Origin of the sequence: Allobosea sp. NPDC003192 (assembly GCF_050275675.1) — a bacterium.
Lineage (GTDB): Bacteria > Pseudomonadota > Alphaproteobacteria > Rhizobiales > Beijerinckiaceae > Allobosea.
On sequence record NZ_JBNNPK010000004.1, the window covers coordinates 97702 to 120461 of the forward strand.

The following is a 22760-nucleotide window of genomic DNA, read 5'->3' on the forward strand; positions in this document are numbered from 1 at the left end:
TATCGATCCAAAATCATAAAAGGTGATCGATTCTAGAGGCTTAGAGCAGGATTCATGCGAAAAACCGGTTCCCACTTTTTCGCATCCTGCTCTAGGCGATGAGTCGAACTCGCCGCGGCGAGCTTAACCAACGACGCAAATCTCTGCCATTGCCTTGCGGCAACTTCTGGGCTGGTCAGACGTTTGAAACTCCGGTCAATACGGAGGATCAGATCATGAAGACATCCATCCTCGCCGGGCTCGCCGTTATGGCATTGGGCCTTGCCGCCTGCTCGACGGTCGAGCAGCGCGTCGGCGGCGCCGCGGTCGGCGCCGGGACGGGCGCAGTTGTCGGCGGACCGATCGGCGCAGTCGCGGGCGGAGCCGTGGGTGCTGTCAGTGGTCCCACGGTCGTCCGCGCCACGCGTCGCGCCACACGCTAATCCTCTTGGCGGCGGAACCCTGCCGCCGCTCCTTCGTTTCGACCATGAAGCTATTCGAGCCCACGGAGTCGAACGATGGACAACGACAAGCGCCTGCCGCCGGACGTGCCCTCCAACGAGGACGAGATCGACCGTGCGACGGGCAGCGTCGCGGCGCGGGCCGCGGACCTCGCCAACCGCACGGCCGAGACCGTCAAGGACGGCTATGGCCGGGCCAGGGAGAAACTGGCCGAGATCGACCCACGCGACACGTTGCGGGATGCCGGCCGCTATGCCCAGGAGACCGGCGAAGCGGCCGTGGAAACCGTCAACCGGCATCCGCTCGCGGCCTTCGCGGTCGGTGCGCTCAGCGTCGGCCTGCTGGCCTGGGCGATGACGCCCCGTCGTTCGAGCTGGCAGCCTGACACTTCGGGCTGGAGCCGGATGCTGCGCGACTATGGCGACCAGGCGCTGCGCGCGGGACGCGATCTCGTCGGCAGCGGCCGCGAGCAACTCGACCGCAGCCGCGACTACGCCGCGCGCGGGCAGGACTATCTCGACATGGGCCGCGATTACGCCCGTGAAGGCGGGCAGATGCTGATGCGCCGCGGCGAACGTGAGCCGTTGGCAGCTGTCGTCGGTGTCGGCTTGGCGCTCTATGTCATTGGCTCGCTGCTGAGCAACGGCAGCCCATCACAACCAGCCACCCGTCGCCGGGCCAAGCGGTGATCGACTGACTGGCAGACTCAGCCCGTCCGGCGCGAGGCTTTCTCCGCCTGGCGGGCAGCCTGCTTCTCGGCCTCGCCGGCGCGCACCAGGCTCCTGATCGCGAGCGGACGGCGCCCCGATTTCTCGGCGATGATGCGGTCCTGCTCCTGGATCGCATCGAGGGCGGGATCGTCACCGTCGATTCCGCCGAGAAGTTCGCTCGGCACCCGGCGGTTGGAACTACGCGAGCCATCCTCGTAGAACACGTCGAACAGCACATAGGCGGCGTCGAGCGGCTTCGATTTCTTGCGGGCCATGGTTCGATCCTGTCGGTTGGGCGACCCATCCGGCGGCGGCGCTGATGGCGGGGCCAGAGGATCGCGGAGCCGCGCGAGCGGCGGCAGAAAGCTATGGTCGCGAGGTAGACCCGTCGGGCCGGCAAGGCAAGCCGGAACGCTGTGCTTCGGCCACCCGCCCTCTTACAGGCTCAGCATCTCGACTACAGGCTCAGCGTCTCGACGATTTCGGAATCAAGCACCAGATCGTCACGCGCGCCCATCAACCAGAGCCGATCGGCGGTGAAACGCAGGATCGGCCTGTCCCACCAGCGCTCGACGAGGGTTGCGAGCGCCGCCGCCTCAGCAACGTCGAGATCGTCGCTCAGGTTCCAGATGCCGACGACATAGAGATCGCTGGTCGGCCGCCCGAGCGCCCGCTGGAGGAGATGGAGCGCATTCTGGCCGTCGCGCCGCTCCGGATAGAGCCGCAGATAGAGCCGGCCACGATTGACGTTTCCCGAGAACAGGCCGCGCAGTTCCATGGTGACCGGCCCGATGCGCGACAGCACCTCGCGAGCCACTGGGTCGATCATCGGTGGAGTCTCGATCGAGAGCGAACCACACACCGTCGCATGCAGCTTGGCCTGCCGTCTCGCAACGATGTCCCAGGCGATCTTTCCCGCGAACGGAGCCTCGCGCAGCTCCTGTTCGAGCTCGCGATAGGCCAGTGCCTCCTGCATGCCGAGCGTCGGCACCACCAGTGAATAGATCGGCGGGTGCCGGCCATTGTCGTAATGCGTGCCGTCCTTGCGTGCGATCGCCTTGGGGTGGGCCGGATCGATCAGCGGCAGATGCGCCAGGCGATAGCCATCGTCGAGCGTCATCCCAGCGCCGGCAACGAAGGCCGTGCGGCTACGGAGATAAGCGAGATCCTTGTCGCCGATCAGGTCGATCCCGGCCGCCTCGCTCACGCCTTCAGCATCCACTCATGCGCGGGGTCGTTATCCACTCATGCGCGGGGTCGTTGTGGAACTTCCAGATCCGCTTCGGCCCGGCCATGACGTTGAGATAATAGAGCTCATAGCCATGCGGCGCGCCGACTGGGTGATAGCCCCTCGGCACCAGCACGACGTCGCCATCCGAGAACGCCATGGTCTCGTCGAGCGAGCGATCGTCGGTATAGACGCGCTGGAAGCCGAAACCCTGCGGCGGATTGAGGCGGTGATAATAGGTCTCCTCCAGCAGCGATTCCGCCGGCAGGTTGTCCTGATCATGCTTGTGCGGCGGATAGCTCGACCAGCAGCCCGAGGGTGTGATCACCTCGACGACGAGCAGCCCGTCGGCGGCTTCCGTCTCCGGCAGGATATTGCGGACATGGCGGGTGTTGCTGCCCTCCCCGCGGGTCAGCGAGCCGACATCCGCAGGGCCGATGACGCGGGCTGGCCGCGCTCCCGCCTTGGCCGGCGCCGAGCAGATCGCGAGCTCGCACGGCCCCTGCGCCGTGACGCTCCATTCCGAACCCGCCGGCACATAGAGCGACCACGGATCGGGCTCGAAGGGCGAGGAGCGCCCGCCGATCACGCCGAAATCCTCTTCCCCTGTCTTGGCTGCAACCTTGCCCGAGAGCAGGACGAGGCAATGCTCCCTGTTCGCGGTCTCACGCGACAGGCTCTGCCCGGCGGCAAGGCGATGCACGGCAAAGCCGACATGCTCCCAGCCGGCCGTTTCGGGCGTGACCTCGTGGATGCGCCCCTCGGCATCGGGCGCCTGCGGCTTGACCAGCAGCTTCGACATGACCGTTCCGGGCTCAGGCGAGCCCGGCCTCCTTCAGGCTCTGCTTGAGATGGGCGACACCCTTCTTGGCATAGGTGAGCGGATGCGCCTTCTCGGGATCCTGCTCGGCCTCGACCACGACCCAGCCGGAATAGCCCGGCAGCGCCTTGAACACGGCGGGATAGTCGACCATGCCGTCTCCTGGCACGGTATAGACGCCGAGTTCCTTGCCCTTGCCGAGGATGGCGTCGAGGAAGCTCCAATCCTCCCGGCGGGCCTGCTCCATCACGCCCTTGCGCACGTCCTTGGCGTGGACATGGCTGATCCGGGCGCGATAGCGCTCGGCGAGCTTGACCGGGTTGGCCCCGCCCCAGGTGGCATGGCCGGTGTCGAGTAGGAGGTGAGCCGCCTCGCCGGTTGCCGCCATGAAGGCGTCGATATCGGCCTCGCTCTCGACGATCGTGCCCATGTGGTGGTGGTAGACCAGCCTGACCCCCTCGGCGAGCGTCTGCTCCGCGACCTGGGTCACGCGCCGGCCGAACTCGGCCCAATCCTCATCGGCCATCACCGGCCGCTGCGACAGGGGCTTGCTGCGGTCGCCATGGATCGCGTTCGAGGTCTCGGCGAAGACCAGCACGGTCGAGCCCATCGCCTTGAGCAGGTCGAGATGGGGCCGCAGGCGCCGCAGCTCCGCATCGGCATCGCGGGTCAGCAACTCGGCCGAATACCAGCCGGAAATGCAGGCCATGCCGAAGGGATCGAGCGCCGCCTTCAGCGCTTTCGGCTCGCGCGGGAACTTGTGGCCGAGCTCCATGCCGACGAAGCCGGCTTCGCGGGCTTCCGCCAGGCAGGTTTCGAGCGGCGTCGCGCCGCCGATGTCCTGCAGATCGTCATTCGACCAGCCGATGGGGTTGGCGCCGATACGGATAGGCATGTCGTCCTCTTCGATTCAGTTGTCGCGCGCGGCGAGCGCGCCGTCATAGCGCTCGCGCGCCGCCTTGACCTCGTCGCGCACCGAGACCTCGGGCACCGCGACCTCCCACCAATGCCCGCCGGCATCGGTCGAGATCAGCGGGTCGGTGTCGATGACGATGACGCTGGTGCGATCATGACCACGCGCCTCGGCAAGCGCCGTCTCCAGCTCCGCCAGCCCGGCGACCTTGCGCGCGATCGCGCCCATCGAACCGGCATGGGCAGCGAAATCGATCTCGGGCAGAACCTCATGTCTGCTGTCGCGCAGGAGGTTGTTGAAGGAGGCGCCGCCGGTCGCGTTCTGCAGGCGGTTGATGCAGCCGAAACCTCTGTTGTCGAGCACGACGATGGTGAGCTTGATGCCGAGCATCACCGAGGTCGCGATCTCCGAATTCATCATCAGATAGGAGCCGTCGCCGACCATGACGAAGACCTCGCGGGCCGGGTCGGCGAGCTTGGTGCCAAGGCCGCCGGCGATCTCGTAGCCCATGCAGGAATAGCCGTATTCCATATGGTAGCCGCCCGGCGCGCCGGCCTGCCAGAGCTTGTGCAACTCGCCCGGTAGGCCGCCGGCGGCGCAGAGCACGACGTCGCTCGCCCGGCTCTGGCGCTGCACCGCGCCGATCACCTGCGCATCGCTCGGCAGCGCCTGGTTGCTCATCGCAGTGTAACGCGCGGCGGTTTCGAGCCAGGAGTCGCGCGAGGCCTGCACCTGCGCCGTCCAGTTGGCGGGAGCCTTCCAGCCGGCCAGTGCGGCTTCCAGCTCGGCGAGGCCCGCCTTGGCGTCGGCCACCAACGGCTGCGCGCCATGCTTGCCGGCGTCGAATGCTTGCGTGTTCAGCCCGATGATCCGGCATTCGGGATCGGCGAAGAGCGCGCGCGAGCCGGTGGTGAAATCCTGCAGGCGGGTGCCGACCGCGAGCACGACGTCGGCATGCTTCGCGGCCTCGTTGGCGGCACCAGTGCCGGTGACGCCGATCGCGCCGAGATTGAACGGATGGTCGTGCGGCAGGGTGCTCTTGCCGGCCTGCGTCTCCGCGCTCGGGATGCCGTGCGCCAGGCAAAAGCGGGCGAGCTCGCTTTCGGCCTCGCTGTAGAGCGTACCGCCGCCAGCGACGACCAATGGCCGCTTCGCGCCCTTCAGCAGCGCGACCGCCTGCGCCAGCTCCTGCTCGTCCGGACGCGCCCGGCGCGGCTGCCAGATCCGCTCGGCGAAGAAGCTTCCGGGATAATCATAGGCTTCGGTCTGCACGTCCTGGCAGAGCGCCAGCGTCACAGGCCCGCATTCCGACGGATCGGTCAGCACCTGCATCGCCCGCTCGAAGGCGGGGATGAGCTGCTCCGGCCGGGTGATCCGGTCGAAATAGCGCGAGACCGGACGGAAGCAGTCATTGGCCGAGACGGTACCGTCGCCGAAATCCTCGATCTGCTGCAGCACCGGATCGGGCCGGCGGCCGGCGAAGACATCGCCCGGCAGCAGGAGCAGCGGCAGGCGATTGACATGCGCGACCGCGGCGGCGGTCACCATATTGGTCGCGCCCGGCCCGATCGAACTCGTCACCGCCATCATCCGGCGCCGCCGCGAGGCCTTGGCGAAGGCGATCGCGGAATGCGCCATCGCCTGCTCGTTATGGGCGCGCAATGTCGGCAGGACGTCGCGGGCGCCATGCAGCGCTTCGCCAAGGCCGGCGACATTGCCATGGCCGAAGATCGCCCAGACGCCGGCGAAGAGCGGCAGCGTGCGGCCGCCGACGACGGTCTTCTGCGCCGCCATCGCCGCCACCAGCGCCTGCGCCATGGTGAGCCTGATCGTGCTCATGATCGCAATCTCCTCAGCGGCCTTGCCAGGCGTCGACCAGCCGGCCGAAGCGCTCGGCCATCATCGCGGTCGCGGCCTCGTCGTCGAGCGTGCCGGCGAGCCAGCCGCGCGCCGCCTCGCCGAAGATGCTGCGGCCGACCGCGAAGCCTTTCACCGTCTTCGCAGTCTGCGCCAGCCGGAACGCCGCCTCCAGCTCCGGCAGCGGCGCATCGAGCCCGAGCAGCACGACGCCGCGGCAATAGGGATCGTTCTCAGCGATCGCGGCATCGACCGCCGCCCAGGCAGCGGCAGTGGGCTGCCCCTCCAACTTCCACCAATCCGGCTTGATGCCGATCGCATAGAGCCGGCGCATGACTGAAGCCATGGTGTCGTCACCGACCGGACCGTTCTTCGAGCAGATGATCTCGACCAGCAGCTCGCGGCCGACCTGCCTGCAGGCGAGCGCGACCCGCTTCAGGGTCGCCTCCTGCTCGGCCTTCAACGCCGCGTGGTCATCGGGATGATAGAAGGCCAGCACCTTGGCGACATGGTCGACCGGCCACTCGTTCAGCGCCGCGCCGAGCGAGCCGTCCGCATCGGTCTCGAGCCGCAGTGGCCGAGAACCCGGAACCTCCAGCGGCCGCGCCACCCAGAAGCCGTGATCGCCGGCGCGGAATAGCGCCTCGCGACCATGGCGCCCGTCGAGCAGCATGCCGAAGCCATCGCTGCCCTTGGCGATCCGCGCCGCCGCATCGACGGCGAGCCGCTTGAAGAGCTGGATGCGCTCGCGCGGCACGCCGGCCTCGTCTGCCATCGCCTCGATCTGGGAGCGATGGTCGATGGCGAGCGCCATCAGCGTCGCGGCTTGCGGCCGGCGCGTCGTCGCCCAATGGACATGGTTGATCGCCACGTCATGGCGCAGCGCCCGGTGCGGCGAGCCCTGCTTCAGGAAGAACTGCAGCTCTGCGAAGGTCGGACTCTCCGGCGAGCAGAGCAGGCGCGAGACGGCGAAGGCGCCGCAGGCATTGGCCCAGGTGCAGCAGGTCTCGACCGGCTCGTCGCTGAGATAGCCGCGCAGGAAGCCGGACATGAAGGCGTCGCCCGCCCCCAGGACGTTGTAGACCTCGACCGGGAAGCCCGGCCCCTTGATGCCGTCCTCGATCGAAGCTGGGATGGCGCCGGGAAACACCACGCAGCCCATCGGCCCGCGCTTGCAGACGATCGTCGCCTTGCTCAGCGCGCGGATATTGCGGATCGCGGCGAGCGTATCCTCCGAGCCGCCGGCAGCGTGCAATTCCTCCTCGGTGCCGACGATCAGGTCGCAGTCGGGCAGGATCGCCTGGAGATGCTGGGTCACGGTGTCCGAGCGGATATAGCGCTCCTCACCTGCGCCGTGCCCGGCGAGCCCCCAGAGATTGGGCCGGTAGTCGACGTCGAACACGATCTTGCGGCCATGCTTGCGGGCGAACGCGATCGCCTTCCGCTGCGCCTTGGCGGCGTTCGGAATGGCGAAATGCGTGCCGGTGACGACGACAGCCTTGGCCGAGGCGATGAAGGCCTCGTCGATCTCGCTCTCGTCGAGCGCCGCATCGGCGCAATCGGTGCGGTAGAAGATCAGCGGGAAGGTCTTCTCGTCGCGCACGCCGAGGATGACCAGCGAGGTCAGGCGTCTGGGGTCGACGACGACGCCCTTGGTCTCGACGCCCTCGCGCTGCAGCTGCTCCAGGATGAAGCGGCCCATCTGCTCGTCGCCGACGCGGGTGATTACCGCCGATTTCAGGCCGAGCCGCGCCGTGCCGATCGCGATATTGGTCGGACAGCCGCCGACCGCCTTGGAGAACGAGCCCATATCCTCCAGCCGCCCGCCGATCTGCTGGCCATAGAGATCGACCGAGGAGCGGCCGATCGAGATCAGGTCGAGCACGGGTTCAGGCATCGGGACGGGCTTTCTCTGCGGTGCCGACGGCGAGTGTCATGGCGAGCGCGAAGGTGGCCGACATCGAGCGGAAGGCGCCGTAATCGGCCTCCTCGACCTCGAGCCACAGGGAACAATGCTGAGCGAGTGGGCTGAGCGCACTGTCGGTGATCGCAATCACCGGAATGCCCCTGCCATGGGCCTGAGCCGCGATTGCGACCGTAGCCGGCGTATAGGGCGCGCAACTGACGGCGATGACGACATCGCCCTCGCGCGCGATCGCCGCCTGCTCAGGCCCGAGCGCAGCGATATTGTCGACCAAGACCGCCCGGATTCCGAGCTTGCCGAAGGCATAGGCGAGATAGGACACGACCGGGAACATCCGGCGCGCACCGACCAGGATGATCGTCTCAGCCCCGGCAAGCAGGTCCGTCGCCCGGTCGACGTCGCGATAGCGCACGGTCGTCTGCAGCCGCGTCAGCGAGCTGCGGCTGGCCTCGACGAAGCCGTCGAGCAGCACCTGCGCCATGTTCGGCCCGGCCGCGCCCTCCTCGCGCAAGGCCACCAGCCTTTCACGATAATCGGGGAATTGCTGGCGCAGTCGCGAGCGGAACAGCTGCTGCAATTCGCTGAAGCCGGAATAGTCGAGCGCCTGGGCAAAACGCACCAGGGTCGAGGCCTGCACCCCTGCCTGCTGCGCCACCTGCGCCGCCGTACTGAGCGCCATGTCATCGGGATTGGCGAGCGCATAGTCGGCGACCTGTCGCAAGCGTTTCGGCAGGTTCGGCCCGCGCTCGCGCAGCAGGGCGACGAAGCCGTCGAAATCGTCCTTTGGCGTTTCCTGCTGCACTGGCGATGTCATCGGGAACAGGGGCTCTCGCGGCCTTGACTTGCGCCGGCAGAGAATGGAATGTTTGTTCCATTAGTCAAGCGTAATAAAAATAATGTGCCATTGTGACAATGGCGCTCCCAGGGAGAAACCGAGGTGCCCGAGCCAACCGACTTTCGCCGCGACCTCGACGGCAAGGTCGCCGTCGTCACCGGCGGCAGCCAGGGCCTTGGCGAGGCGATCGCCCGGGAATTCGCCGCGCGCGGCGCCACCGGCCTTGTCCTCACCGGCCGCAATCGCGAGCGCGGCGAAAAGGTCGCCAACAGCCTGAAGGCGGCCGGCTGCAACGCCCTGTTCCACGCCGCGGACCTTGCCGATCTCGACGCCGTCCACGGGATCGTCCCGGCCGCCGAGCAAGCTTTCGGCCGGCTCGACATCCTCGTCAACGCTGCCGGCGATACCGATCGCGGCACGATCTTCGACACCAGCCCTGAGCTCTATGCCCGCATCATGGCGGTCAACCTGACTGCGCCCTTCTTCCTGATCCAGGACGCCGCGACCCTGATGCGCAAGCAGGGCATCCAGGGCGCCATCGTCAACATCCAGTCGATGTCGGCCCATGGCGGCCAGCCCTTCCTGTCCGCCTACAGCGTTTCGAAGGGCGCACTGGCGACACTGACGAAGAACGCCGCCTACGGGCTGCTTTCCGACCGCATCCGCGTCAACGGCCTCAATATCGGCTGGATGGCAACGCCGGGCGAGGATGCGATCATGCGCCTGCGCCATGATGCGCAGGATGGCTGGCTGGAGAAGGCCGAGGCCGGACGACCGTTCGGGCGGCTGATCGATCCGCGCGAGGTCGCCAAGGCCGTCGCCTATCTGGCGTCATCCGAATCGGGGCTGATGACCGGCGCCAACATCGACTTCGACCAGACCATTCTCGGCGCGCACGACTGAAGCGCCGCAGCACTCTCGAACCGCAGGACCACGGACGTGATGAGATTTGGATTGCTGGGCGCCGGCCGGATCGGGCGCATTCACGGGCTCAATGTCGCGACGCGCTCCGATGCGCAATTGGTCGCGCTCTCCGACGCCTCGGCCGAGGCCGCAGCCTCCCTCGCTCAGGCCTCCGGCGCCAAGGTCGCAACGACTGAGGCGATCCTCGCCGATGGCGGCATCGACGCCGTGGTGATCTGCACCCCGACCGACACCCATGCCGACCTGATCGAGGCGGCCGTTTCCGCCGGCAAGGCGGTGTTCTGCGAGAAGCCCGTCGATCTCGACGCCGGGCGCATCCGCCGCTGCCTGGAGGTGGTCGCGAAGTCCGGCAAGCCATTGATGATCGGCTTCAACCGCCGCTTCGATCCGAACTTCGCTGCGCTGGAAGGCCGCCTGCGTGCAGGCGAGGCCGGCGCGATCGAGATCGTCAGCGTGATCTCGCGCGATCCCGGTCCGCCGCCGGTCGAGTACGTCAAGCGCTCGGGCGGGCTCTTCCGCGACATGATGATCCATGATTTCGACATGGCCCGCTTTCTCCTCGCCGAGGAGCCGGTCGAGGTCTTCGCGCTTGGTTCGGCCCTGGTCGACCCGGCGATCGGCCAGGCCGGCGACGTCGACACCGCCGCCGTGCTGATGCGCACGGGGAGCGGCCGCATCGCCCAGATCTCGAATTCGCGCCGCGCCACCTACGGCTACGATCAGCGCATCGAGGTGCACGGCTCCAAGGGCATGCTGCGTGCCGGCAACATCCACGAGACCACGGTGGAGATCGCAACCAGCGCCGGCTTCCGAGCCGATCCCGTGCAGAACTTCTTCCTGGAGCGCTACGCCGCCGCCTATCGCGCCGAGCTCGATGCCTTCGTCACCGCCTGCCGCGACAGGCGTACGCCCTCCCCGTCCGGTCTCGATGGCTTGAAGGCCCAGATCCTGGCCGACGCCGCGACGGAATCCCGCCGCACCGGCAAGCCGGTCGCCGTCTCGCTGGAAGCGCTGTGATGACGCCTGCCGAACTCGAACTGCGCGAATATGCCGTGCTCGGCCTCGTCGCCGAGGCCAGCCATCTCGCGCTTGGCTATTTCGGGCGCAGCGACGCGCTTAACATCACGATGAAGGGCGCGCAGGACTGGCTGACTGCCGCCGACGGCGCCGTGGAAAACTTCCTGCGGGAACGGCTCGGACGGCTTTTCCCCTCCGATGCCGTGATCGGCGAGGAAGGCGGCGGCGAGGCGGCCGATGCGGTCTGGATCATCGATCCCATCGACGGCACCGCCAATTTCGCCCATGGCGATCTCAACTGGTGCATCTCGATCGGCCTCGTGCTCAACGGCCAGCCCGAGATCGGTGTCATCGCCGCCCCTGCGCTCGGCGAGGTCTACCGCGCCCGGCGCGGCAGCGGCGCAAGCCTGAACGGCCGGCCGATCCGGGTCTCGGGTACCAGCGATATCGGCCGCGCCAGCCTCGAATTCGGCTGGTCGAAGCGCAGGCCGCTCGACAGCTATATCGACATGGTCAAGCGCGGCTTCGAGGCCGGTGCAGCGGTCAAGCGCCCCGGCGCCGGCGCACTCGGCCTCTGCCACGTCGCCTGCGGCCGAACCGACGCCTATGCCGAGTTGCACATCAATTCCTGGGACGTCGCCGCCGGCCTGGTCATCGCGGCCGAGGCCGGCGCCCACGTCAACGACTTCTTCGAAGGCGATGCGATAGCGGCCGGCAACCCGGTCCTGTGCTGCACACCGGAGCTGACGGTGGAACTGGAGCGCATCACCGGAATCATGAGCCGGCACAGGGATCGTTGATCTTTTCCGGCGAACGGTCACTATCGACCCAACAAGAGCAAACAGAACCAACAATCGGGAGGACATCATGCAGGCATTGAACCGGCTCCGCGCCGGATTGTTCGCAATCGCAGCCACGGGTGCAGCCTTCGCCGCGGCTCCGGCCCAAGCCCAGGGCTCGCTCGTCATGTATTGCGGCGTGCAGGAGGAGTGGTGCCGCGCCATGAGCGGCGCCTTCGAGAAGGAGACCGGCATCAAGGTCGCGATGACCCGCAAATCGGCCGGCGAGATCTACGCCCAGCTCAAGGCGGAATCGTCCAATCCGCGCGGCGACATCTGGTGGGGCGGGACTGGCGATCCGCATCTGCAGGCGGCCGAGGAAGGCCTCACCCAGGAATACGAGTCGCCTGCCAACAAGGACCTGCACGAATGGGCGCTGGCGCAGTGGGAAGCCGCCAAGAAGCGCTCGGTCGGCATCTATGCCGGCGCGCTCGGCTTCGGCTACAACACCCAGCAGATCAAGGCCAAGGGTTTGAATGAGCCCAAATGCTGGGCCGACCTGCTCGATCCCAAGCTGAAGGACGACGTCCAGGTCGCCGACCCGAACTCCTCGGGCACCGCCTACAACCTGCTCGCCACGGTCGTGCAACTGATGGGCGAGGACAAGGGCTTCGACTATCTCAAGCAGCTGCACAAGAACGTCAGCCAGTACACCAAGTCGGGCGCCGCCCCGGCCAAGGCGGCGAGCCTCGGCGAGACCGCCGTCGGCATCGTCTTCATCCATGACGCCGTCGTCTTCTCCGTGCAGGGCGATCCGATCAAGGCCGTCGCCCCCTGCGAGGGCACCGGCTACGAGATCGGCTCGATGTCGATCGTCAAGGGTGCGCGCAATCTCGACAACGCCAAGAAGTTCTACGACTGGGCCCTGACCCCGGCGGCGCAGGCGCTCGCCGCGCCTGCCAAGTCCTATCAGGTGCCCTCGAACAAGAACGCGCCGGTTCCGGCCCAGGCGCCGAAGATGTCGGAGATGAAGCTGATCAAATACGACTTCGTCAAATACGGCTCGTCAGCCGAGCGCGTCCGGCTTCTGACCAAGTGGGACAAGGAGATCAAGGCGCTGCCCAAGTGAACGCACGCTGATCGCTGGCATCTGACACGGAAGGCGAGAGACGATGCGTCCCGCGACGAGGCTTGCGCTGCTGGCCGGCTGGCTCGGCTATGCGCTCATCCCCTGGTATCTGCCCGAGGGCATGAGCCTCGTCGGCTATCCCTTCGGCAGGGCCGGCACGGCGCTGGCGCTCGTGCTCTCGGGGGCAGCACCCTGGCTCGCGCCGGTCGGCATCGCCCTCCTGCTCGCCAGCCTGCTCAGCACCCGGCAGGAGAATGCCGGAACCGGCAAGCTCCTGGCCTGGATCGGCTTTGCCGGCCTCGCGTTCTTCTTCGCTCAGGGCTTTGCCGTCACGCTCAAGGACCAGGGCATGCCGGCGCTGGCGGCCCTGCTCGGCGGGGCAGGCGCGGCCCAGTCCGGCATGGGCTTCGGCGCGCTCATCACCCTCGTCTCGCTGCTGCTGCTGCTCTGCCACGGCCTCGCCTATCGCGGCCTGTGCCGTGGCGACCTGTTCACGACCTCCTCGATCGGCATCGTCATCATGCTGATCGCGCTGTTCATCTTCCTGCCGGTGGCGGTGATCCTGCGCAGCGCGCTGGTCGATTCCAGCGGCACGCTCGTCCTCGGCGAGTTCGTCGAGCGCTTCTTCAGCCCGACGATCTGGGGGCTTGGCTGCCTTTCGGCCAACGTCAACTGCGGCGTCGCCTGGAACACGCTGATCCTGGCAGTGCTGACCGGCCTCATCACCACCTTGCTCGGCCTCGCCTGCGCGCTCCTGATCCTGCGCACCGGCATGCCCGGCAAGCGCGCCATGCGCCTGCTCACCGTGCTGCCGATCATCACGCCACCCTTCGTCATCGGCCTGGCGCTGATCCTGCTCTTCGGTCGCTCGGGCCTGTTCTCGACGCTGATGTTCGACTGGTTCGGCATCCCGCGCTCGCGCTGGATCTACGGCCTGCCCGGCGTGCTGCTCGCCCAGGTGCTCGCCTTCGCGCCGATCGCCTTCCTCGTGCTGATCGGCGTCGTGCAGGGCATCGCGCCGAGCCTCGAGGAGGCCTCCCAGACGCTCGGCGCGAAGCGCTGGACCACCTTCCGCACGGTGACCTGGCCGCTGCTGCGGCCCGGCCTCGCCAACGCCTTCCTGCTCGGCTTCGTCGAGAGCATGGCCGATTTCGGCAACCCGCTGGTGCTCGGCGGCAATTTCGAGGTCCTCTCGACCAAGATCTTCTTCGCCGTGGTCGGCGCTGCGCATAATCAGGGCCAGGCAGCGGTACTCGCCATCGTGCTGCTCGGCTTCACGCTCGCCGCCTTCTGGGCCCAGCAACGCTGGCTCGGCGGCAAGTCCTACACCACTGTCACCGGCAAGGGCGATTCCGGCCTGCCGACGCCGCTGCCGCGCCGCATCACCTGGATCTCCGCCCTCGTCATCGGCCCCTGGGTGGCGCTGACAGCTGTGATCTACGTCGTCATCCTGATGGGCGGCTTCGTCAAGACGATGGGCCGCGACCACACCCCGACGCTGCAGCACTACATCACCGGCTTCTCGATCGACTTCAGTCGCGGCATCCATTTCGACGGCTCGGCCTGGCCGTCCTTCTTCACCACGCTGAAGCTGTCGATCATTGCGGCGCCGCTCACCGCCGTGATTGGCCTGCTCACCGCCTATCTGCTGACGCGCCAGCGCTTCGCCGGGCGCGGGGCGCTGGAATTTGCGACCATGCTGAGCTTCGCCATTCCCGGCACCGTGCTCGGCGTCGCCTATATCCTCGCCTTCAACGTCCCGCCGGTCGAGATCACCGGCACCGGCCTGATCCTGATCATCGCCTTCGTCTTCCGCAACATGCCGGTCGGCGTGCGCTCGGGCATCGCCGGCCTGTCACAGATCGACAAGAGCCTGGATGAGGCGTCGGCGACGCTCTCGGCCCGCAGCTTCACCACGCTCTGGCGGGTAGTGCTACCGCTGCTGCGCCCTGCCCTCGTCGCGGCGCTGGTCTACAGCTTCGTGCGCAGCATGACGACGGTCAGCGCCGTGATCTTCCTGGTCTCGGCCGAGTACAACCTCGCCACCGCCTATATCGTCGGCCGCGTCGAGGCTGGCGAGTTCGGCCTCGCCATCGCCTATTCCTCGGTGCTGATCGTGGTCATGGCGCTCGGCATCAGTCTGATCCAGCTCGGCGTCGGCGAGCGCAAGCTCGGCCGGCGCGGCACGCCCGCCCTCGCCTCCTCCGCCGCCGAGCCGATCAAGTAAGGACACGTTGCAGCCATGCCCAAGGCCGGCCCCGCCTCCGTCGAGTTCCGCAATGTCAGCATGCGCTATGGCGCGGTGACGGCGGTCGACAATGTCAATTTCTCGATCGAGGCCGGCAAGCTGGTGACGCTGCTCGGCCCCTCCGGCTGCGGCAAGACGACGACGTTGCGCATGATCGCCGGCCTGGAGATCGCCAGCGAAGGCGAGATCCTGATCGGCGGCAAGGACGTCACCCGGCTCTCCGCCGCCGACCGCGACGTCAGCATGGTCTTCCAATCCTATGCGCTGTTCCCGCATATGAACGTGCTCGACAACGCCGCCTATGGCCCGACGGTGAAGGGCCTGCCCAAGGCCAAGGCGCAGGAAATGGCGCTGGAGAAGCTGGCGCTGGTCGGCCTCAAGGGCTTCGAGAAGCGCTACCCCTCCGAGCTCTCTGGCGGCCAGCAGCAGCGCGTCGCCGTCGCCAGGGCGCTGGTGCTGGAGCCGCAGGTCCTGCTCTTCGACGAGCCGCTCTCCAATCTCGACGCCAAACTGCGCCGGCGCGTGCGCGAGGAGATCCGCGAGCTGCAGCAGGCGCTCAACCTGACCGTCGCCTATGTCACGCATGATCAGGAGGAGGCGCTCGCGGTCTCCGACCGCATCATCGTGATGTCGAACGCCCGCATCGCCCAGCAGGGCACGCCGCGCCAGCTCTATGAGGAGCCGGCCGACGCCTTCGTCGCCGACTTCATCGGCGACGCCAACATGGTCGGCGTCACCGTGACATCGGTCGCGGACGGGCGCGCGGATGTAGCGATCGGCCCGGCCCATGTCTCATTGCCGGCACGCGGCCTGCAGCCGGGGCCGGCCAAGGCGGCTATCAGGCCGCAGAGCCTGCTGGTCTCGCGCCATGAGAGTCAGGGCAGCCTGCCCGGCAGCATCAGAAAATGCGCCTATCTCGGCAACCATCTCGACCTGATGATCGAGACCGCTGTCGGCGAGCTCTTCGTCATCAGCCACGATGTCGACGACATGCTGGCGCCGGGCACGCCGGTCTGGCTGTCCTTCGCGAGTTCAGGGGTGATCCTGGTCCCCTGAGGCCGGCCGTCAGCCGCCGACCTGGAAGGAATAGCTCGCGCCGATGCCGAACGTGAACTGGTTGCGCTCCCCAAGCCTGTCGACGAGCGGCGAATTCCCGGCATCGCCAACCAGCCGGTCGTAGCGACCGAACAGCGTGGTGGAGAGGCTCGGCGACCACGCATATTCCAGCGATGAGGCAAGGCCGACCGATTTGGCGCTGGCGCCGGGCTTGTAGGCGGGGATCGTGCCATTGAGCGCTGCCTCTCCCGGCAGCACACCGAAATTCGTGCGCATATAGGAGGCGCTGCCGAGCGACAGGCGTGGGCCGACCGCGAAGGTGAAGCTGCCGAACCGCTCGACCCAATCGGCGGAGAAGTCGGCGACCACGCCATGATGGCCATTGAAGCCCTGGCGGACCTCGACGCGGGTGCGCAGCCGCTCGGGCAGCACCCAGTATTCGGCATAGAGGCCGGCCTCGACCGCCCAGGGAACGTCGCGCATGCCCCGGAGCCGATAGGTCGAGCCTGAATAGCGGCCGCCATTATAGGCGCCGACGACACCGACATCGAAGCGGTCGGTATCGTAGATGGCGTAGTCGAAACTGTCGTCCGGGGCGCTGAACCCGGCCGGTTCGCCGACCCGGCGCCAGGACAACGAGGGCATGAAGCCCGGGCCGAAGGACTTCGCGCCGTCATATTTCGGGCCAACCTGGAATGAGCCACCCAGCGTGATGATCCAGCCCTTGGCGGGTGTCGGATCAGTCAGGATCTTCTTGGTGTCATCATCGTCGTCATCATCATCGGCATCCGCCCGCACCGCCCCGTTGGAAAAGGCGAGCAGCGCAACGAGCCCGGCCAGGACGGCGGCGCGCTGGCGCCGGCCGCGGGCTGGGCGTTCATGACGTACGAGAGAAAGCATGGAGGAGGCGTCCCGTTGGTCGTCAGTCCGCGATCGCGCGGCCCAGCCTAATACCGAGTTTCTTAATGCGGTGCCAAAGGCTTCTTTCCGCTATGCCTAGCAATTTCGCAGCGCGCACCTGCACACCGTCACTGCGCCTGAGCGCCTCGATGATGAAATCGCGCTCGATCCGTTCCAGCTCGGCGTCGAGATCGCGCGGCAAGCCGTCCCGCTCGGCCCGGCGGCTGCCGTTGAACAGGTCCTGCGGCAGGTCGGCTGCGTCGATCGTCTGCGCCTTGGCGACGATCACCGCCCGCTCGATGCAATTGTGCAATTCCCGGATGTTGCCGGGCCAGTGATAGGCGCTCATCGCCGCCATGGCCGCCGGCGAGAAACCGGTGGCGCGCTTGCCCATCGCCTCGGCGAGCTCCGCCAGGAAATGCGCAGCGAGCAGCGGAATGTCGTCGGCCCGCTCGCGCAAAGGCGGCAGCTGGATCGGGAAGACGTTGAGCCGGTAGAACAAGTCCTCGCGAAAGCTGCCCTGGTCGACGGCCTGGCGCATATCCTTGTGCGTCGCGGCCACCAGCCGCACGTCGACCGTCTGCGTCCGGGTCGCCCCGACCGGCTCGAAGCTGCGCTCCTGGATCACCCGCAGCAGCTTGGCTTGGATCGGCAATGGCATGTCGCCGATCTCATCGAGGAAGAGCGTGCCGCCATCGGCGGCTGCGAAGCGCCCGATGCGGTTGGCAAGCGCTCCGGTGAAGGCGCCCTTCACATGACCGAAGAGTTCGCTTTCCAGCAGGGATTCCGGGATCGCCGCGCAATTGATCGCGATGAAGGGCTTGTCGCGACGCGGGCTGTTGAAGTGGATCGCGCGGGCGACCAGCTCCTTGCCGGTGCCGCTCTCGCCATTCAGCAATACGGTCGCCTTGGTCTCGCAGACCTCGGTGACCTGCTCGATCACGCGGCGGAAGCTGGCGCTGTTGCCGACCAGCGTATCGAAGCTGTGGCGGCCTTCGAGCTCGCTGCGCAGCCGCTCATTCTCGCGCACCACGTCGGCGAGGCGCAGCGCCCGCCTGATCGTGGCCGAGACGTCGTCGATCTCGAAGGGCTTGGCGATGTAGTCGAACGCCCCCTCCTTGACGAGGTCGACCGCGTCGCGCACCGCCGCGAAGGCGGTGATGATGATGACCGGGACCTCGGGCCAGCGCCTGCGGACCTCGCGCAACAAGGCGCGCCCGTCCATCACCGGCAGCCGCAGGTCGGTCAGCACCAGATCGAAGCGCGCCTGTTCGAGTTCTGCGAGCGCGGCGCGGGCGCTGTGCACCGCCGTGGCGCGGTATCCGAGATCTTCCAGCGCCGCTGCCAGCACGTCGGCGAGCCGTATCTCGTCGTCGACCACCAGGATGGACTGGTTCATGCCGGCGCTCCCGGTTTCGCCCGCGGCAGCGTGATGGTGAAGGCAGCGCCCCGTCCCGGCTCGCAGACGCAGGCCGTGCTGCCGCCATGGGCTTCCGCCACGCTCTGCACCTTGGCGAGTCCGAGCCCGGTGCCCTTGGCCTTGGTGGTGAAGAACGGGTTGAAGATCTCCTGCCGGATCGCGTCCGGCACGCCGGCGCCCTCGTCGCTGATCGTCAGCGAGACGGTCTCCTCGGTGGCGCGCAAGCTCGCCCGGATCATGCCGCCCTCCGGCATCGCGTCGATCGCGTTGAGGATGAGATTGAGGCAAGCCTGATACAACTGGTCGGGATCGCCAAGGACTGTCGCGCCGCCACTCTCGTCCTCGACGGACAGCTCGATCTTCTGACGGCCGAATTCGGGCGCCGCGATTGCCGCGACCCGGTCGATCACCGCGCGCAGCGGCATTTCGACCTTCACCGGCGGCTTTGGCTGGGCGAAGTCGAGGAAGTCGCGCACCAGCGTCTCGATGCGGCGGACCTCGTCGATGACATAGCCGAGCATCTTCTCCTCGGCGCCGCCGAGCTTGGCGCGGTTGCGCACCACCTCCGTCGAGGTCTTGATGATCCCGAGCGGGTTGCGCACCTCATGGGCGATCACCATCGCCGCCTGGCCGAGCGCCGACAGCCGATCCTTGCGCCTGAGCTCCGCCTCGAGTTCCTGCAGCTTGCCGAGCTGCTCGGCCATGCCATTGAAGCCGCTGGCGAGCTCGACGATCTCGCGCCCGCCACCCGCCGAAACGCGCTGGCCGAAATCTCCCGCCGCGATCGCCCGCACGCCATGGGTCAGGGCGCGCAGCGGCCGCACCAGCAGGTCCGAGGTCAGGATACCGACGACGATCGAGATCGCGCTGCCAAGCAGGAAGATGCCGAGGAACAGGCTCTCCCGACCGAGCTGCTCGAAGAAGCCCGCCTCGCTGCGCATGCCGATGAAGCTGATCGCGGCGAGCTCGCCATCGATCCCGCGCAGGCTCGAATAGACGGCCCGATAGCCACCGCCGTCGGCAGCCGGGTCAAAGACCGCCTCCTCTCCGGCTTCGAGCCTCGTCCGTACGCCGGCCGGTACCGTGGCGGTGCGATCGGGATGGGTCTGCATCACCGGTTCGAGCTGGCCGTTGAACAGCGCGAAGAGACGGATCTCCAGCGACGTCACCACCTTGATGCCGCCGAACGAGCCTTCGTCGAGCCAGGTCCCGATCAGGATATTGGCCGGCTGGCCGCCGATCTGCACGGCCTGAACGGCGCCCGCCATGATCCAGCGCTTGCCATCCGTCTCGATCCGGAACAGGCCGAGGCTGGTCTCCTCCGGCAAAGGTGTGAGGCTGCTGAAGTCGCGGGTCTTGAACAGGACATCGCCACCCGGGCGATAGATCGCGATCAGGTCGTAGCCGACCGAACTCAGCACCGCGAACTCGCGCTCGACGGTGCGCTGCATCTTATGGTCGTCGCCGGTCTGCTCCAGCCGGTGGCCGATGACGCCTGCGACGCGCTGCGCCTCCTGCGTCGCCTCGGCGATCTCCAGCGCGAAGAAGCGCGAGGTCTCGCCGAGCCATTGCTCGACATTCTCCTCGAAGGCGTCCGAGATCAGCCGGGCAGCGATATAGGCGGACGCCATCATCGCCGGCACGCTGACCAGCATGAAGCCGATCACCAGCCTGAATCTGAGCGATGTCATCCGTATCGACATGCCGGGGCTTGTTTCCTTCACCTGTGATCGTCGATCGACATCATGGTTGCCTCGACCAGGTATCATCGTCGCAGATCAGGCCGCCGAGCACGCAGCCACGTACCACAAGACTTTGCGACGAAGTCAGTTCGAGCGTGGTCCGATACATCTTGCCGTCGGCAGGGTTGTAGCCCTCGCCTTCCAGCCCCCCTTTTGCCGCCGGCTTGAAGCCGGAAAGAACCTGGAGGCCGATCAGCGAGCGCTTCCGCAAGCCCTCATTGGGGTTGAAGATGTCAAAGCGCGCCTCTTTCAGCCAGACGATCTTGCCGCACAGAGCCGACCCGCAGCGGCTGATCGCGATTTCCGATTCACCGTCCGAATCCCGCCAACGGCCAACGACATCGCTCATCGGGTCGGCGAGGGCCGGCAGTGCCACCAATAGAGCCGCCGCAACAAAAAAGGCCGGGCCAATCCCCCGCATCAGTCGTCACTCCCGAGCAGGACCACGCCTGCGATGATCAATGCGATTCCGCCGGCCCGCATCAGGTCGATCTGCTCGCCAAAGGTGGACCAGGCGAACAGCGGAACCGTGACATAGACCAGCCCCGTCATCGGGAAGGCGCGGCTGAGCGGCATGTCGCGCAGGATCGCCATCCAGACGACGAAGGTGCCGATATAGCCGAGCGTCGCGAACCAGACGCCCGGCAGCGACACCGCCTTCGCCATCATGGCGAGGCCGAACTCCATGTCGCCGAGCCCGTCCGCGCCCCATTTGAAGGCGAGCTGCGTGCCGGTGTCGAGCGCGACGAAAATGATCCAGATCGCGAGCTGGCGGGTCCAGGACGTCGTCGCCGGTGAAGAGATGCTGCTCATGCGGCCTTCCTTCGGGCGAGCGCTGCGAGGTCGGGGTCGAAGCGCTCGAAACCGAGCCAGGGGCTGAGCGAGCGCAGCGCCCATTGCAAGGGCGCAAGCCGGTGCCGGACATGCAGGGTCGAGGGCACCAGCCGGCTGCCGAAGCGCAGCTTGGAGGCATAGGCCGTCTGGCCGCTCTGCAACTTGCCGATGCCGCGCTCCAGGCAGAAGCGGACATTCGCCATCCAGCTCACGGCATAGAGGTTGTGCTCGCGGGCCAGCGGGTAGCGCATGCCCAGGAACTTATCGATCACGCGGTCGGGCTCGACCAGCAGCAGATTGAAGGCGGCAAGCTCCTCGCCGATCCAATAGAGCACGAACACCGCCCGCTCGCCGAGCGCCCGCGAGACGGCGCTGAAATAGCCGGGCGGCAGCACTTCGAGCTCGCCATAGTCGAGCCCGCTCCGTGCCCGTGTCGCCTCGTAGAGTTCGTCGATCCTGGGCTCCAGCCCGGCAATGTCGGTATGGGACGCGATGCGCACCTCCCCCGCCTTGGCGAGCTTGCGCCTGATGTCCTTGCGTGTCGCCGCCGAAAGCGAGGCGAGATAGGCCGCCTCGTCCTTGAAGGGCAGGTCGAGCAGCGCGATCGGCAAGCTGCCGAGCCGGGCGAAACCGGCCTGCTTCAGGCTGTGCCCAAAGCCCTCTTCCTCGACCGGCGCCAAGTCCTTCCAGATCACGAGATGGGCCTTCTCCTCGGCGGCCCGCCGCTCCAGCGCGGCAGCGAGCGCCCGGAAGGCGGCGGCGCGCCCGGCCGCATCGAGCTTCGGTGAAAAGCCGAGATGGCAGCGCTCTGCATAGGGCGAGCCTATGCAGAGCCCCTTCAGGGTGACCAGTCCCGGCGCATGACGGAACAGGGCGTCGCCAAGGCCCCTGAGCTTGCCCTGCAGCGGCGTATCGAGCCGATAGTTCAGCCGGAAGAACGGCGCCACCGCGACGACCTCGCCGCCCTCCTCGGCAATGGCCGCCGCCATGCGCAGCCCGATGCCGGTTTCCGCTGCGGCCGTGTTGCAGGCGCTGTAATAGGCATGGCATTCGGCTTCGCCGGGCAGGCAGGAGTCCCAGGCGGCCGGCGCGACCTCCGCGATACCTGCCAGGATGCGGACCCGGATCATGGTCATTCAGCCGCCACGAGCGGCAGCGCCGGCAGGCGGGCCTTGGCCAGCCGGGCCGCCAGGGCCAGCGAGCGCTCGATCACGATCTCATGCTGCTGGTCGATGGTGACGAGGTGATAGCTGTCGTCGAGGATCACCGCGTCGACCAGCCCGCCGAGCTTGCGCTGGATCTCGAAGGCGTTCTTGAGGTCGGCGATGTCGTCCTCGCGCGGATGCACCAGCAGCGCCGGGCATTTGACCAGATGGAGCTCGCGGCGGGTGACCGCGATCAGGTCCCACATCTCTTTCAGCGAACCCGAGGGCGTGCCGAGCAGCCCGGCCTCGGAGCTGTCGCCACTCGCCAGCGACGAGACCACCAGAGCGCGGGTGCGGGTGTCCTTCAGCCCGTAGGGTTCGCGCTCGACGAAACGATAGCGCCGCCCGAACGGGGTGTTGATGAACCACTTGAGCAGGAAGGCGTAGCGCGGGATCGACCAGCCATCATACCAGAAGGTCGGAGCATAGAGGGCGAGCCCATCGACCTGGCCGGGACGTTGGGCGGCGACATGCATCGCCAGCACCGCGCCCATGGACAGCCCGCCGACGATCACCGTGTCGCAGATCTCGCGCATGCGCCCGAGCTCGGCATAGACGCTTTGCGCCCAGTCGCGCCAGCCGGTGGCGAGGATCTCGGCCTCCCCGGCGCAATGCCCGGCAAGCTGCGGGCAATGCACGGTATGGCCGGCCCGGTGCAGCGCCCGGGCGACGAAGCGCAATTCGGTCGGCGTGCCGCCGAGGCCGTGGATGAGCAGGAAGCCGGTGCGGTCGCCGGAGAGGCGGACACTGAAATCGCGCATGGTCATCGGAACATGTC

22 protein-coding genes are annotated in these 22760 nt (G+C 67.3%); 8 read left to right on the top strand and 14 right to left on the bottom strand.

Translation table 11 applies throughout. From position 1 onward, the window contains the following. Positions 1 to 215: 215 nt before the first annotated feature. Both ACQKLX_RS07420 and ACQKLX_RS07425 read left to right on the top strand, forming a co-directional pair. Complete coding sequence (locus ACQKLX_RS07420) at positions 216 to 422, top strand: hypothetical protein (RefSeq protein WP_427360877.1); 207 nt, start codon at positions 216 to 218, stop codon at positions 420 to 422. Positions 423 to 497: 75 nt separating this feature from the next. Next, the gene (locus tag ACQKLX_RS07425) at positions 498 to 1130 is read left to right on the top strand and encodes a hypothetical protein (protein ID WP_427360879.1); all 633 of its coding nucleotides are present in this window, start codon (positions 498 to 500) and stop codon (positions 1128 to 1130) included. Positions 1131 to 1147: 17 nt separating this feature from the next. Here ACQKLX_RS07425 and ACQKLX_RS07430 read toward each other — a convergent pair whose 3' ends face one another. From ACQKLX_RS07430 to ACQKLX_RS07460, 7 genes are all read right to left on the bottom strand, one after another. Continuing rightward, positions 1148 to 1426 (bottom strand): hypothetical protein, encoded by a 279-nt coding sequence (locus ACQKLX_RS07430; protein WP_427360881.1) that lies wholly within the window; start codon positions 1424 to 1426, stop codon positions 1148 to 1150. A gap of 182 nt (positions 1427 to 1608) precedes the next feature. Continuing rightward, complete coding sequence (locus tag ACQKLX_RS07435) at positions 1609 to 2358, bottom strand: hypothetical protein (RefSeq protein WP_427360883.1); 750 nt, start codon at positions 2356 to 2358, stop codon at positions 1609 to 1611. Between the two features lie 4 nt (positions 2359 to 2362). Continuing rightward, positions 2363 to 3181, bottom strand: a complete 819-nt coding sequence (iolB, locus tag ACQKLX_RS07440) for a 5-deoxy-glucuronate isomerase (protein ID WP_427360884.1) — start codon at positions 3179 to 3181, stop codon at positions 2363 to 2365. 13 nt (positions 3182 to 3194) lie between these two features. After that, positions 3195 to 4094 (bottom strand): myo-inosose-2 dehydratase, encoded by a 900-nt coding sequence (gene iolE / locus ACQKLX_RS07445; protein WP_427360885.1) that lies wholly within the window; start codon positions 4092 to 4094, stop codon positions 3195 to 3197. Positions 4095 to 4109: 15 nt separating this feature from the next. Next, positions 4110 to 5951 (bottom strand): 3D-(3,5/4)-trihydroxycyclohexane-1,2-dione acylhydrolase (decyclizing), encoded by a 1842-nt coding sequence (iolD, locus tag ACQKLX_RS07450; protein WP_427360887.1) that lies wholly within the window; start codon positions 5949 to 5951, stop codon positions 4110 to 4112. A gap of 13 nt (positions 5952 to 5964) precedes the next feature. Then, on the bottom strand, positions 5965 to 7866 hold the full coding sequence (locus ACQKLX_RS07455) for a bifunctional 5-dehydro-2-deoxygluconokinase/5-dehydro-2-deoxyphosphogluconate aldolase (RefSeq protein WP_427360889.1): 1902 nt from the start codon (positions 7864 to 7866) through the stop codon (positions 5965 to 5967). Further along, positions 7859 to 8707 (bottom strand): MurR/RpiR family transcriptional regulator, encoded by an 849-nt coding sequence (locus ACQKLX_RS07460; RefSeq protein WP_427360891.1) that lies wholly within the window; start codon positions 8705 to 8707, stop codon positions 7859 to 7861. The genes ACQKLX_RS07455 and ACQKLX_RS07460 overlap by 8 nt, the downstream gene beginning before the upstream one ends. A gap of 123 nt (positions 8708 to 8830) precedes the next feature. Here ACQKLX_RS07460 and ACQKLX_RS07465 point away from each other — a divergent pair, with 123 nt between their 5' ends. The 6 genes from ACQKLX_RS07465 to ACQKLX_RS07490 all read left to right on the top strand — a co-directional run bounded on the left by ACQKLX_RS07465 (position 8831) and on the right by ACQKLX_RS07490 (position 15881). Next, positions 8831 to 9631: an SDR family oxidoreductase gene (locus ACQKLX_RS07465; RefSeq protein ID WP_427360893.1), complete on the top strand. Its 801-nt coding sequence runs from the start codon at positions 8831 to 8833 to the stop codon at positions 9629 to 9631. A gap of 36 nt (positions 9632 to 9667) precedes the next feature. Then, a complete protein-coding gene (gene iolG, locus ACQKLX_RS07470; RefSeq protein ID WP_427360895.1) occupies positions 9668 to 10669 on the top strand; it encodes an inositol 2-dehydrogenase in 1002 nt (333 codons plus the stop codon). Beyond that, positions 10669 to 11469, top strand: coding sequence for an inositol monophosphatase family protein (locus ACQKLX_RS07475; protein WP_427360897.1), 801 nt, complete (start codon positions 10669 to 10671; stop codon positions 11467 to 11469). Before iolG ends, ACQKLX_RS07475 begins: the two co-directional genes overlap by 1 nt. A 67-nt stretch (positions 11470 to 11536) precedes the next feature. Further along, complete coding sequence (locus tag ACQKLX_RS07480) at positions 11537 to 12577, top strand: ABC transporter substrate-binding protein (RefSeq protein WP_427360899.1); 1041 nt, start codon at positions 11537 to 11539, stop codon at positions 12575 to 12577. A 43-nt stretch (positions 12578 to 12620) separates the two neighbouring features. Continuing rightward, on the top strand, positions 12621 to 14804 hold the full coding sequence (locus ACQKLX_RS07485; RefSeq protein ID WP_427360901.1) for an ABC transporter permease: 2184 nt from the start codon (positions 12621 to 12623) through the stop codon (positions 14802 to 14804). A gap of 15 nt (positions 14805 to 14819) precedes the next feature. Further along, positions 14820 to 15881, top strand: coding sequence for an ABC transporter ATP-binding protein (locus tag ACQKLX_RS07490; RefSeq protein WP_427360903.1), 1062 nt, complete (start codon positions 14820 to 14822; stop codon positions 15879 to 15881). A 9-nt stretch (positions 15882 to 15890) separates the two neighbouring features. On the opposite strand, the gene ACQKLX_RS07495 is transcribed toward ACQKLX_RS07490, so the two are convergent. The 7 genes from ACQKLX_RS07495 to ACQKLX_RS07525 are packed head-to-tail and all read right to left on the bottom strand — an operon-like array spanning position 15891 to position 22749. Further along, positions 15891 to 16781 (bottom strand): MipA/OmpV family protein, encoded by an 891-nt coding sequence (locus ACQKLX_RS07495; protein WP_427360905.1) that lies wholly within the window; start codon positions 16779 to 16781, stop codon positions 15891 to 15893. Between the two features lie 22 nt (positions 16782 to 16803). Beyond that, positions 16804 to 18180: a sigma-54-dependent transcriptional regulator gene (locus ACQKLX_RS07500; RefSeq protein WP_427360906.1), complete on the bottom strand. Its 1377-nt coding sequence runs from the start codon at positions 18178 to 18180 to the stop codon at positions 16804 to 16806. Then, positions 18177 to 19892: a sensor histidine kinase gene (locus ACQKLX_RS07505; RefSeq protein WP_427360908.1), complete on the bottom strand. Its 1716-nt coding sequence runs from the start codon at positions 19890 to 19892 to the stop codon at positions 18177 to 18179. The genes ACQKLX_RS07500 and ACQKLX_RS07505 overlap by 4 nt, the downstream gene beginning before the upstream one ends. 52 nt (positions 19893 to 19944) lie before the next feature. Then, positions 19945 to 20364, bottom strand: coding sequence for a DUF2147 domain-containing protein (locus tag ACQKLX_RS07510; protein ID WP_427360909.1), 420 nt, complete (start codon positions 20362 to 20364; stop codon positions 19945 to 19947). Next, positions 20364 to 20756, bottom strand: a complete 393-nt coding sequence (locus tag ACQKLX_RS07515) for a DMT family transporter (RefSeq protein ID WP_427360911.1) — start codon at positions 20754 to 20756, stop codon at positions 20364 to 20366. The genes ACQKLX_RS07510 and ACQKLX_RS07515 overlap by 1 nt, the downstream gene beginning before the upstream one ends. After that, positions 20753 to 21913: a GNAT family N-acetyltransferase gene (locus tag ACQKLX_RS07520; RefSeq protein ID WP_427360913.1), complete on the bottom strand. Its 1161-nt coding sequence runs from the start codon at positions 21911 to 21913 to the stop codon at positions 20753 to 20755. Before ACQKLX_RS07520 ends, ACQKLX_RS07515 begins: the two co-directional genes overlap by 4 nt. Further along, entirely contained in the window at positions 21910 to 22749 is an 840-nt protein-coding gene (locus ACQKLX_RS07525) for an alpha/beta hydrolase (RefSeq protein ID WP_427360915.1), read from the bottom strand. The genes ACQKLX_RS07520 and ACQKLX_RS07525 overlap by 4 nt, the downstream gene beginning before the upstream one ends. Between the last annotated feature and the right edge of the window lie 11 nt (positions 22750 to 22760).